This window comes from Streptomyces sp. NRRL S-87 (genome assembly GCF_000719335.1).
Lineage (GTDB): Bacteria > Actinomycetota > Actinomycetes > Streptomycetales > Streptomycetaceae > Streptomyces.
In genome coordinates this window covers 67676-79946 of record NZ_JOGB01000014.1, presented here as the reverse complement: position 1 = coordinate 79946, position 12271 = coordinate 67676, and the positions used below count along the sequence as shown (strand labels likewise).

Below are 12271 nucleotides of genomic sequence, written 5' to 3'. Positions count from 1 at the left end.
GCGTCCGGGGTCGGGTGAGGCCGGGACCGGGTCAGTCCCGGACCGCGTCCAGGGCCGCCGCCACGCTGCCCGCGACGTCCGTCACGGGATAGAGGGCGGCCCGTACCGTGCGTCCGCGGTCCACGACCAGCGTGAGCCGCTTCAGCCGGTTCGCCCCCGCCGCCCGGAACGTCGGCAGCCGCAGGGCGGCCGCCAGGCCCAGCTCCGCGTCCGACAGCAGAGGGAAGCCCAGCTCCTCGGCCGCCGCGAACTCCCGCTGCTCGTCCGGCCGCTGCGTCGAGACGCCCCGCACCGCCGCGCCGGCGGCCGTGAACTCCGCCAACCGGTCCCGGAACGTGCGCGACTCCAGCGTGCAGCCCCCCGCGCCCGGGATGCCGCCCCAGCCCGGCGGGTACGACTCGCCGCGCACGTACGCCCCCGGGAAGCAGTAGAGGACGGTGAACTCCGCCGCCGCCACCGGGTCCCGCGGCGAGCCGTCCTGGTCCGGCAGCGCGAGCTCCGGCACCCGCGTGCCCACCAGCGCGTGCACCCGCTCGGCCTCGCGCGAGGAGTCCCCGGCGGTGGCCGTCAGCTCGCCGTCGCCCAGCAGCCACTGGTCGCCCCAGTCCTGGAGCGCGATCAGCACCGGCACCAGGGCCCGCCCGCGCGCGGTCAGCCGGTACGCGTACCGCACCGGCCGCTCCTGGTAGGGCTCGCGGCCCAGCACCCCGGCCTCCACCAGTAGCCGCAGCCGCTCCGCGAGCACCTTGCGGGACACCCCGAGCTCCCCCTGGAACTCCTCGAAGCGGGTCAGTCCGCGGGCCGCGTCACGCACGATCAGCAGCGTCCACCAGTCGCCGACGACGTCCAGGGCCTGCGCGATGGCGCAGTCCGCGTCGTCGAGTCGCGTCCGCTGGGCCATCCGCCCCCACTCCCCTCCGTGCCGAAAGCCGTTGACCCCCACGGTCCCATGCTGGCAGAGTCAGTTCCCAAAGGGAACTTACTGGGTGGGGCGAGGGGGAGCGGGCGTGAGGGGTCGGCGGACGGTACGTGAGGCGCACAGGGCCGGGTCGGAGGAGTCGCGCACAGGGCCGGGGGAGCCGGGCGCCGCGGCGGGGGAGCGGGGCGTCGCGGCGGGGGAGCGGGGCGTCGCGGCGGGGGAGCCGGGCGCCGCGCCCCCGCAAGGGCTGCGGGAGGTCCCGAAGGTCGTGTGGCTGCTGGCCGGCGGGGTGTTCGTCAACGCCGTCGTCAGCTTCACGTTCGTCTTCGTCTTCGTGTACCTGACCGGTCCCCGCGGCTTCGGCGCCCCCGCCGCGGGTCTGCTCATGGGCGTCAGCGGGATCGGAATGGTGGCGGGCAACTTCACCGGAGGGTGGTTCGGCGACCGCTTCGGTCACCGGCGGGTGCTGCTCGCCGCCTCCGCGCTCGGCGGCGCGGCCCTCCTGGCCCTGCCGCTGCTGTCCACCCCGCTGCTGTGCGCGGTGCTGCCCGCCGCCCAGTACGCGAGCGGGGTCGTCCGGGCCGCCAACTCCGCCCTGGTCGCCGTCACCGTCCCCGAGGGCGCCCGCCGGCAGGCCTTCGCCGTCATCCGCTGCGTCTCCAACGGCGGGTTCACCGTCGGGCCGCCCCTCGGCGCGCTGATCGCCACCAGCCTGTCGTACGACTGGATCTTCGTCGCGGACGGCGTCGGCACCCTCTTCTTCGCCCTCTGGACCGCCCGCGTCGTCCCCGCCCGCGGCGCCACGTCAAAGACCACCTCCGCGGTCGCGGCCGACCGGGGGCCGGGCGTCTGGCGCGAGCTGCGCGCCAGGCCCGCGCTGCTTACCCTGCTCGGCGCGATCCTCGTCATCGACCTCGTCTACCGGCAGCAGTACTCGACCTTCCCGGCCTACCTCGCCGACCACGGCATGGACACCCGCGCCTACGGGCTGCTCATCGCGATCAACGGCGGGGTGATCCTCCTGCTGGAGATCCCCGTCGCCCTGGCCCTGCGCTCCCGCTCGCCGCTGCACATCATCGGCACCGGCCTCGTCCTGGTCGCCGCCGGCTACGCGATGCTCCTTCCCGGTGCCGGCGCGGCCACCACCGTCGCCATGATGGTCCTGGTCAGCCTCGGCGAGATCCTCTACAAGACCACGGCCACCGCGTACGTCGCCGACGAGGCCCCCGCCCACGCCGTGGGCCGCTTCCAGAGCCTGTACGCGGGCGTCTCCGTCAGCGGCGTCGTGCTCGCCGCCCCGCTCGGGGCCGGTCTGTACGCCGCCGCCCCGGGCGCGCTGTGGCCGCTGTGCGCGGTGCTCGGCGCGGCTGCCGGGGCGACGGTGCTCACGCTGGGCGTCCGTACCGCGCGCCGTACCGCGCGCCGTACCGCAAGCCGGACCACCCCCGATGATCGACCGGCACATGAGACCGGTTCGCCCGCGGCGCCCGTCGTTGGTTAGCGTTTCCTACATGACTACGCGTACCACCGGCGCCGTCGCCGCCGGACTTGCCACCATCACCGCCGACGGCACCGTCCTCGACACCTGGTTCCCCGCCCCTGAGCTCGTCACCGAGCCGGGCGAGGCCGGCACCGAGCGGCTCTCCGCCGAGCGGGCCGTCGAACTGCTGGGCGCGGCCGCCGCGAAGGCGATCCGCACGGACGCCGTCCGCGGCGTCGAGGTCGTCGCCGTCCGCACGGTCATCGCCTCCCTCGAGGACAAGCCGCTCGACGCGCACGACGCCTACCTGCGCCTGCACCTGCTCAGCCACCGCCTGGTCAAGCCGCACGGCCAGAACCTGGACGGCGTCTTCGGCCTCCTGACCAACGTCGCCTGGACCTCCCTCGGCCCGGTGGCCGTGGACCAGGTCGAGACCGTCCGCCTGAACGCCCGCGCCGAGGGCCTGCACCTCCAGGTCACCTCGATCGACAAGTTCCCGCGCATGACCGACTACGTCGCCCCCAAGGGCGTGCGCATCGCGGACGCCGACCGCGTCCGGCTCGGCGCGCACCTCGCCGAGGGCACCACCGTCATGCACGAGGGCTTCGTCAACTTCAACGCGGGCACCCTCGGCACCTCCATGGTCGAGGGCCGCATCTCCGCCGGCGTGGTCGTCGGCGACGGCTCCGACATCGGCGGCGGCGCCTCCACGATGGGCACCCTCTCCGGCGGTGGCAAGCAGATCATCTCCATCGGCGAGCGCTGCCTGCTCGGCGCCGAGTCCGGCATCGGCATCGCGCTGGGCGACGAGTGCATCGTCGAGGCCGGCCTGTACGTGACCGCGGGCACCCGCGTCACCCTCCCGGACGGCCAGGTCGTCAAGGCCCTGGAGCTCTCCGGCGCCAGCAACATCCTCTTCCGCCGCAACTCCACCACGGGCGCCGTCGAGGCCCGCCCGAACAACGCGGTCTGGGGCGGCCTCAACGACGTCCTGCACAGCCACAACTGACGCCGCGGGCGGTCTCGCCGTACGTACGCGAAAGCCCCCGACCGGGACGGACCGGTCGGGGGCTTCGGCGTACCGGGCGGGCGCGCGGGGCGCAGCGGGGCGCGGGGAGGCCGGGGGTGCGGGGAGGTGCGGGAAGGGCGTGGGCGCGGGGTGGGCGTGGGGGCGGGCGGGTGGCTCAGCTCAGGGGGATCGAGCGGACGAGGCCCGCGAAGGCCCGCTTCTCCTCCTCGGTCAGCTCCACGCGCTCCATCGGGTGGGATTCCACGCCGCGCTGCGACGGGATGAAGGCCAGGCCCTGCGGGGCGGTGGGCTCGGGGTGGTGGAAGCGGCTGTCCCACAGCATGTGCCCGAGGCCGAGCACCCAGACGACGGCCGCCACGACGAGCACGCCGAGGCCGATTTCCTGAGCGAGCGACATGGAGGTGAACACGCGGTCCTCCGAACGGGAGTGCGACGTTGGTACGCGCGATCGGACGTTCAGGACACTCAACACCAAGACCGGCCTCTCGGGCAGGGTGTGTGTCGCACATCACGCCAGGGTCGAAAGTCCCGAGTCTGTCCTGATTCGCCCGGAGGCCCGGAGGCCCGGAGGCCCGGAGGCCCGGAGGCCCGGAGGCCCGGGGGCCCGGAGGCCCGGGGGGCGCGCTCAGTCCGCCAGGGGGAGCTTGAAGCCCTCGTGGCTGCGGGCGTACCCGAGCGACTCGTAGAAGCGGTGCGCGTCGGAGCGCCGCTTGTTGCTGGTCAACTGGACCAGGGCGCAGCCGCGCGCCCGGGCCCGCTCCGCCGCCCGCCCCATCAGGTCGCGGCCCAGGCCTCCGCCCCGCCGGTCGGCGCGGATCCGTACCGCCTCGACCAGTGCCCGCTCGGCGCCACCCTGGCCCAGGCCCGGGATGTAGGTGATCTGGAGGCAGCCGACGACCGTGCCGGCCCCGGAGGCCCCTGCTTCGACCAGGACCAGCATCTCGTTGCGCGGGTCGGCCTCGATGGCCGCGAAGGCCCGCTCGTGCGCCTCGCCCACCGTGATCGACGCCGGGTCGACGACCCGCTCCTCGTCGGCGAGGAGGGCGAGCACGGCCGGCAGGTCCCGGCGGGTGGCGGTGCGGAGGATCATGCACGGAGTGTCGCAGGGGCCCCGGCCGGGACGGCGGCCGGGGCCCCTGGTTCAGGCGCGCCTCAGGGGCGCTGGCCCGTGGGTACGGGTTCCGTGGCGGTCACAGGTCCGTCGTACCGACCGGTCCGTGGTGGTCACGGGTTCCGTGGTGACGGGTCCCGTGGTGACGGGTTCCGTGTGCTTACGGGATGAAGCGCAGCACCTGCGGGTCGTGGTCGCTGTTCTGGTCCGCGAACTCGGCGTTGATGTGCACGCTGTCGTACGAGAACTTCTTGATGCCGGGGCTGGTCAGGATCTGGTCCAGCACCTGGGCGTTGCCCTGGTAGACGTACGAGTACCGCTCCGCGCGCGGCAGCGACTTGATGGCGGAGTACAGCGCGCCGCCGTCCTCCAGCTTCTGCGCGGTCTCCGAGAACTCGAAGTCGTTGATGTCGCCGAGGGCGATGACGTTCGCGTTCGGCTGGACGGCCAGGACGTCCTTGACGAAGGAGTTCACGGCCTCCGCCTGCAGGTGGCGCTTGGTCTCCGAGGAGCGCGGCACCGGCTGGTGGCTCGAGGTCAGGCCCTCGTCGCCGCCCTTCGAGCTGAAGTGGTTGGCGATGACGATGACCGTGCGGCCGCGGAAGACGAACTCGCCGGCGAGCGGCTTGCGGCTGTCCTGCCAGGCCGGGTTGGCCGGGTCGATGCGGCCGGGGGAGTGGGTCAGGGCCGCGTGGCCCGCCTCGCGGACCACGCCGGTGGGGGTGGTGGCGTTGCCGCCGTCGCGGTCGGTGAACGAGACGCGCGCGGGGTTGAAGAGGAAGACCTGGCGGATGTTGCCGCCGGGCTCGCCGCCGTCCTTGAGGTTCTCCGGCTCGATCGAGCGCCACTCGTACGCCGGGCCGCCCGCCGCCTTGATCGCGTCGGTGAACTTGCGCAGGGTCTCGCCGGCCGAGACGGTGCCGTCGTTCTTGGCGCCGTTGTCGTCCTGGATCTCCTCCAGCGCGACGACGTCGGGGGAGGAGAGGTTCTCGACGACGCCCTTGGCGAGCGCGTCGAACTTGTCCTGCGGGTCGGTCGGGTCGAGGTTCTCGACGTTGTACGTCGCCACCGCGAGCTCGCCCTGCTTCTGCGGGGCGGTGCGCTCGCGCTGCAGGTTCTTGGACTGGACGGTGCCGAGGGTGCGGGCCACGAGGGTGTAGCCGCCGAACTGGTTGAAGTCCAGGGGGCCTTCGGTGGTGCCGGTCAGCCTGTCGCCGACGTTGGCGACCGGGAACGGCTGCTGCGCCAGCGGCGCGAGCTGCTGGATCTGCAGGCGGCCGGTGTTCTGGGACTCGTACGAGTTGTAGAGGGTGCCGCCGCGCGGGGTGTTGTGCTCCCAGCCCTTCACGGTGACCCACAGCTCGGCGTACGGGTCGGTGGCGCCGACGACGCGGGAGGTGCCGATGCGGACGTTCATGCCCTCGAGGGACTCGTAGTAGTCCAGGGCGTAGGTGCCGGGCTCGAGGGTGAGCCCGTTGATGCTGTTGGCCGCCGCCGCGTCGCCCTGGGGGGCGTACTCGGCGGGGACGGAGTACTCGTCGACCTGAACGGCCTCGGGGAGCTCGTTGCCCGAGGACAGGACGGTCACCTTCGGCTTCGAGATCTGGGTGACCGACTGGTTGCCCGAGTTCAGGCCACCGGGGACGTACTCACCGACGAGGCCGGAGACGGACACGGCGTCGCCGACGGCGACGGTCGGGACCGAGCTGGTGAAGACGAAGACGCCCTCGCTGGTGGCGGCGTCGTCGTCGGTCTCGGGGTCCTGCATCCAGAAGCCGCGGGAGCCGTACGTGCGGACGCCGGTGACGATGCCCTCGACGCCGGTGACCTGCTTGCCGGCGAGCGGGGATATACGCGTGGTGCCCTGGATGTCGTGGATGCGGGTCGCGGCGGCGGTGCCGTCCGTCGAGGTGTCGGCGGCGGAGGCGGAACCGGCCAGGAGGCCGCCGGCCAGAGCGGTGGCGACGACGGCGGCGACGGCGGCGGAGCGGGGCAGGGATCCAGTCACGGCGGGACGGGAACGCATGGTCAGGCTACTCCGGTGTGTGGAGGGTGAGGGGTGGGTAGAGCCACTGTTGAGTTCTACGCGCGTCAATCTCCGGCGTGGCCGGGGTAGTTGTCAAGGTCTGACAGGTATACGGCGGCTGACGTGTACATGAACCGGATGGGATGGGGCGAATTGCGTCTAGGCTGGGGCGTGCGTTGGCCCGGCCGGATGCCACTCGAATTCCCCTTGCCGGAAAGCGGAATCGATGGGTCCGTAACAGCCGTGTTCGTCGCCCGTAGTCGTTGCTCGCCGCGTCGTAGTCGTCGATCCCTACGCCCCTGATCGTCGGTGCCCGGCCGGTCCGGTCAGCCGATCCTGGTCGACACCCTGCAGATCCGCCGCAGACCCGCTCCGTCGCTCCCACGTCGCTCCATCCGAGGAGAACCAGCCATGTCCGCAGAGCGCCCCTCGCTGCCGCCGGTTCGGCTGCCGTCCGAGGCGGAACTGGCCCGCGACGCCCTCACCGCGCCGTTGTTCGTGCGCGCGGTGCGCATCGCCCGCTGGTCCGGCCCGGCCACGCCGGTGGGGGCGGGCGGTGAGCTGTCGGCGGCCCGACTGCCGGAGGCCGCCGCCGCGCTGGGGTTGGCGGCCGACGACGAAGGGTGCGCGCGGGCGAGCGAGGCCTGGCGGGTGGCGGTCGACTGCGGGTTGGTGGCGGTCGACTGCGGGTTGGGGGCGGTCGCGGGGGCGGTGACGGGGGCAGCGGCGGGGGCGGTGGCGGGGGCGGCGGCGGAGGCCGAGGTCGGGGCTGAGGTCGAGGCCGGGGTCGAGGTCGAGGCTGAGGTCGGGGCCGGGGCCGGGGCCGGGGCCGGGGGCGAGGTCGAGGTCGGGGCCGGGGCCGGGGCGGGCGAAAGGGTTGTGGGCACGGCCGCGCCCGGGCCGCAGCTCGCGAAGGTCGCCGGGGCGCCCGGCGATGTGCTCGACCTCTGGCTGACCGCCCTCGACACCGTGCTCGCCGACGCCGCCGTGCCGGACCTGGACGACCTCGGCGAACTCGCCGGGGCCCTCGACTCCGGGGTCGGGTTCGACCTCACCGCGCTGGACTGGGATCCGCGGCGCGAACAGGAGTTCCTGGAGGCGGTACTGACGCAGCTGTACCGGCTGACCGTGGCCGAGGGCGGGCCTGGGGCGTACCCCGGGCCTTCCGCGCCGGTGCCGCTTCCGGTGCTGGCCGCCTCGCTCGTCGTACCGACGGACATGGGCGCCCCGACGGACGACGTGCTGGCCGAGGTCTCGGACATGATGATGCGGCTCGACGACCGGTTCCGGGTGCTGGAACCCATCGGGCTGGTGGACTTCCGCCCCGTCGACCCGGGACTGATGGCGGAGGCGGACGACGAGGAGCTCGCCGCCGGCGCCCATGTGCCGGACGCCGTGGAGGACCTCGCCCGCTACGGGCTGGTCCGGCTGACCCCGCTCGGCCTCTTCGGCATCCGGGCCCGGCTGCTGGAGGCGGGGTACGTGGCGCCGGCCGTCGGCGGTTTCGCCGACAAGGGGGCCGACGCGTTGCTGACCGGCATCGCGCACTACCCCGAGGCGGCCGCCCGGGCCGAGGTCGAGGGCTGGCTCGTCGGTCGTACGGCCGCGGAAGCCGCAGCGGAGCTGCTGGCCGCGGCGCGCGGGGCCGACCCGGGGGCGCCGCTGCGACGGCTGCGCTGCCAGCAGGCGCTCGCCCTGACGGGGGCGGCCGCGGAGCCGGCCGTGCGCGCGGTGCTGGCGGACCGGGAGCTGGGCGGGCTGGCCCGGGTGTGGCTGGCCGAGCGGGGTGCGGTCGATGTGCCGGCGCCCGGCGAGGAGCTCGTGTTCTGGCTGGCCGTGGACACGATCGCGGCCCAGCTCGCGGCCGATGGGGGGATGGGGGCCGGGGCGGGGGCGGGGGCGCGGACGGTCGGTTCGGGTTTGGGTTCGGGTTCGGGTTCGGGTTCGGGTGCGGGTGCGGGTTCGGGTTCGGGGATGGGTTCGGGCTCGGGTTCGGGGATGGGTTCGGGTTCGGGGAAGGGGAGCGGCGTGGGCTCCGAGGAGGTGACCGCTCTGATGGTGGGGCTGACGGGCGGGGACGGTGGCTTCCTCGCGTCGGCCTGGCGGGTGGACCACCCCGACGTGGCGGACGTACTGGATGCGGTCGGGCGCATGCACCCGGACAAGGGGATGGCCAAGGAGGCGCGCAAGGCGGCGTTCAGGGCTTTGGGGCTTCGCCCTGGCCTGCGGCCACCCCTGGCCCGGGCCTGCCTCCGGTCCAGCCTGCCACCCCTGTCAAGCGCCTCCCCCACACACCACGGGGCGGCCTGCCGGGGGCTTCGGTCGGGGCAGGGAGGTCAAGCGCCCACACACCAGGGCGGCCTGCCAGTGGCTTCGGTCGGGGCAGGGAACACACACCAGGGCGGCCTGCCCCGGGCTTCGGTCGGGGCAGGGAGGACGACGTCGAGGACCGGCCGGGACGTGGCCGGGGGACCTGTTCCCCGAAGCGGTCGACGCTGCTTCGGTGGGAGTTCAACTCCCGTTCAGCGATGGGCGGGAGCCTGTCCGCCGTCGTCCCCGGGGGATTCCTTCCCGAGGAACCCCGTCCATGCGCACGCGTCCCCACAAGGAGAACCGATGCCGCTCAGCCGCAGGGAATTCGCCGCCCGGTCCGCCGGTGCCGCCGTCGCACTCACCGGCACGGTGGGTGCCCTGGCCACCGCACCCGGAGCCCTCGCCGCGGAACAGACCGAGGAGGACGGCCGTCACTGCGAGCCCGGTTACGGTCCGCTCGTCCCCGACCCGGCGGGCCTGCTGGCGCTGCCGGCGGGCTTCTCGTACCGCGTCATCACGCACAGCGGCGTCACCCGTCTGGAGAGCGGCGAGTTCACTCCCTCCAACCACGACGGCACGGCCACCTTCGAGGGCCACCGCGGTGTCACCCTCCTCGTCAACAACCACGAGCTGAAGGGGCCGCGCTCGCTGTGGCCGCGCCCGGTGCCGCTGAGCGAGGGCCTCGTGTACGACCCGGCCGCCGCGGGCGGCTGCACGGTCGTCGAGGTCCGCCGCGGCGGCGAGGTCGCCGAGTGGGTCGGCATCGCCGGCACGTCCACCAACTGCGCGGGCGGCCGTACCCCCTGGGGCACCTGGCTCACCTGCGAGGAGACCGAGGACCTGGCCGGCAAGAACGGCATGACCAAGGACCACGGCTACGTCTTCGAGGTGGACCCGGCCGACCGCCGTGCCAACCTGGACCCGCAGCCGGTCAAGGCCTTCGGCCGCTACGCCCACGAGGCCGTGGTGATCGACCCCGGGTCCGGGCACGCCTACCTCACCGAGGACGCCTCCGGCCCGAACGGCCTGCTCTACCGCTGGGTGCCGCCGACCGGCTTCCGGCACGGCCGCGGGAAGCTGCGCACCCTGGCCGCCGACGCGGGTGTGCTCCAGGCGCCCAAGTGCTACGACAGCGCGGGCCGGTTCGTGGACGACCTCTCGCGGGCCACCGCCATCGGCACCGTCTACGGCGTCGACTGGGTCGACGTACCGGACCGTGACGCCCGGAAGACCTCGGTGCGCAAGCAGTTCGTGGACGGGCAGGTCACCCGGGCGCGGAAGCTGGAGGGCATGTGGTGGGCGGACGGGGGCACGTACTTCGTATCGTCGTACGCGCGCGAGGAGAGCCCCGGTGCGCCGCACGACGGGCAGGTGTGGTTCTACGACCCCAAGCGGCGCACGGTGCGCCTGGTCGTGCTCATCGGCGTGAACGCCGACCCGTCGGCGGACGGCTCCTTCGACGGCCCCGACAACATCACGGTCTCCCCGTACGGCGGCCTGATCATCGCCGAGGACGGCCAGGGGCTGCAGCACCTCTTCGGGGCGACCGAGACCGGGAAGACCTACCCGCTGGCGCGCAACGAGCTGAACATCGGCACCGCGGAGGACCCCGAGTACTCCGAGTTCACCGGCGTCTGCTTCTCGCCCGACGGGCGCACGCTCTTCGCCAACATCCAGGACCCGGGCATCATGCTGGCGATCACCGGTCCATGGCGCCGACGGGCTCAGCTTCCGCGCTGACCCCTGCGGCCCATTCCCCCAGGAGGAACTCGTACGCCTGCGAGGGCCAGTCCTCCCCCTGCCCGCTGGTCTCCACGAGCAGCCGTATCGCCTCGTTCGCCTCGGCGGCGGACGGGCGGGCGGGACCCGTGGGCGGGGGCGTCGTGTACATGCGTTCAAGGCTACGGGCGGGCACTGACAGCGACCTCCGATTTACCGATGGGATGTGTCACGTCGTGCCCGCCCCGAGCTCAAAGTGCCTGCGCTGCGGGCTTGACCATGCCTCGCACTGTGCGGGACTTCACAAACTCGCCCATGGCCGTCATCTCCCACTCGCCGGTGAACTGCTTGATCAGCTTGGCCATCATCACGCCGGTCTGGGGCTCGGCGTGGGTGAGGTCGAAGCGGACCAGCTCCTCGCCGGTGGTGCCGTCGATGAGGCGGCAGTAGGCCTTGGCGACCTCGGTGAACTTCTGGCCGGAGAAGGAGTTGACGGTGAAGACGAGGCCGGTCGCCTCGGCCGGCAGTCGGCCGAGGTCGACCGTGATCACCTCGTCGTCGCCGGCGCCCTCGCCGGTGAGGTTGTCGCCGGAGTGCTTGACGGAGCCGCCGAGGATGGTGAGCCGGCCGAAGTAGCAGCTGTCCAGGTGGTTGCGCTGCGGGCCGTACGCGATGACCGAGGCGTCGAGGTCGATGTCGCGGCCGCGGAAGGCGGGCTCCCAGCCGAGGCCCATCTTGACCTGGGAGAGGAGCGGGCGGCCGCCCTTGACCAGGGACACCGTCTGGTTCTTCTGGAGGCTGACCCGGCCCTTGTCGAGGTTGATCTTTCCGGTGGGGGCCGCGGCTGCCGCTGCCGGCTCCGGTGCCGGGGCCCCGGCGGGGGGCGGCGGAGTGCCCCAGGCGGGGGCGGGCGGCGGAGTGGCGGGGGTGGGCGGAGTGCCCCATGCGGGGGTCGACGGGGCCGGCGGTGCCGCCGGCGGTGCGGGAGGTGCGGGCGGTGCGGGCGCCGGGGGGACCGGCGCGGCCTGCGGGGCCGCCGCGGGGGCGTCGTCGACCGTCACGCCGAAGTCGGTGGCGATGCCCGCCAGCCCGTCGGCGTACCCCTGACCGACCGCGCGGACCTTCCAGGCGCCGGCGCGCAGGTAGACCTCCACGACCACGAGCGCCGTCTCCGTGCCCAGCCGGGGCGGGGTGAAGGTGGCGATGACGCTGCCGTCGTCCGCGTTGCGGACGGTGGCGGTGGGCTCGATGCCCTGGAAGGTCTGGCCGGCCGCGTCCGGGCTCGCCGTGACCACGATCTTCTCGATGCCCGGCGGCACCGCCGACGTGTCCACCGTGATCGCGTCGGGCGCGGCACCGCCGCCGGACCGGTAGCTGACGCCGGGCCCGGAGGGCTGGTTGTAGAAGATGAAGTCGGCGTCGGAGCGGACCTTGCCGTTCGCGGCGAGGAGCAGTCCCGACACGTCCAGGCGCACCGGAGCGGCCACGTCCACCGTCACGCGGACGGTGTTCAGCGGCAGGTTCGAGCCAGGGGTCATAGCGGTCATGCCAGGTCAACGACCGAGTGGGCTTTGCCGTTCCCTTACTCGCGGTGGGCTTCGGAGGAATTCTCGGTTCCGGTGCGGGTGGGGAGGAGGCGCGTGTGGGGTGGGTGGGCGCGTGCCTGCCGGGTG

The 12271-nt window shown here is 73.6% G+C and carries 9 protein-coding genes; 3 read left to right on the top strand and 6 right to left on the bottom strand.

Annotated features, from left to right (window positions below):
• Nucleotides 1-31: 31 nt before the first annotated feature.
• Nucleotides 32-901 (bottom strand): winged helix-turn-helix transcriptional regulator, encoded by an 870-nt coding sequence (locus IF43_RS0111205; RefSeq protein ID WP_030197675.1) that lies wholly within the window; start codon nt 899-901, stop codon nt 32-34.
• A gap of 265 nt (nt 902-1166) precedes the next feature.
• Here IF43_RS0111205 and IF43_RS0111200 point away from each other — a divergent pair, with 265 nt between their 5' ends.
• Nucleotides 1167-2420 carry an MFS transporter gene (locus IF43_RS0111200; protein ID WP_030197671.1) on the top strand — a complete coding sequence of 418 codons (1254 nt, stop codon included), beginning with the start codon at nt 1167-1169 and terminating at the stop codon, nt 2418-2420.
• A gap of 10 nt (nt 2421-2430) precedes the next feature.
• Nucleotides 2431-3408, top strand: a complete 978-nt coding sequence (gene dapD / locus IF43_RS0111195; RefSeq protein ID WP_030197668.1) for a 2,3,4,5-tetrahydropyridine-2,6-dicarboxylate N-succinyltransferase — start codon at nt 2431-2433, stop codon at nt 3406-3408.
• 175 nt (nt 3409-3583) lie between these two features.
• Here dapD and IF43_RS0111190 read toward each other — a convergent pair whose 3' ends face one another.
• The 3 genes from IF43_RS0111190 to IF43_RS0111180 form a co-directional block, all read right to left on the bottom strand.
• Nucleotides 3584-3838 (bottom strand): hypothetical protein, encoded by a 255-nt coding sequence (locus IF43_RS0111190; protein WP_030197665.1) that lies wholly within the window; start codon nt 3836-3838, stop codon nt 3584-3586.
• 216 nt (nt 3839-4054) lie between these two features.
• Nucleotides 4055-4519 carry a GNAT family N-acetyltransferase gene (locus tag IF43_RS0111185; protein ID WP_030197661.1) on the bottom strand — a complete coding sequence of 155 codons (465 nt, stop codon included), beginning with the start codon at nt 4517-4519 and terminating at the stop codon, nt 4055-4057.
• Nucleotides 4520-4700: 181 nt separating this feature from the next.
• Complete coding sequence (locus IF43_RS0111180) at nt 4701-6566, bottom strand: endonuclease/exonuclease/phosphatase family protein (protein ID WP_030197658.1); 1866 nt, start codon at nt 6564-6566, stop codon at nt 4701-4703.
• A gap of 2616 nt (nt 6567-9182) precedes the next feature.
• Here IF43_RS0111180 and IF43_RS0111175 point away from each other — a divergent pair.
• The gene (locus tag IF43_RS0111175; RefSeq protein WP_030197656.1) at nt 9183-10619 is read left to right on the top strand and encodes an alkaline phosphatase PhoX; all 1437 of its coding nucleotides are present in this window, start codon (nt 9183-9185) and stop codon (nt 10617-10619) included.
• Here the strand turns inward: IF43_RS0111175 and IF43_RS0111170 are convergent.
• Together IF43_RS0111170 and IF43_RS0111165 are read right to left on the bottom strand one after the other, a co-directional pair.
• Complete coding sequence (locus IF43_RS0111170; RefSeq protein WP_030197653.1) at nt 10579-10770, bottom strand: hypothetical protein; 192 nt, start codon at nt 10768-10770, stop codon at nt 10579-10581. The two genes, IF43_RS0111175 and IF43_RS0111170, sit on opposite strands and share 41 nt — an antisense overlap.
• A gap of 79 nt (nt 10771-10849) precedes the next feature.
• Nucleotides 10850-12136, bottom strand: coding sequence for a TerD family protein (locus tag IF43_RS0111165; protein ID WP_030197650.1), 1287 nt, complete (start codon nt 12134-12136; stop codon nt 10850-10852).
• Nucleotides 12137-12271: the final 135 nt, after the last annotated feature.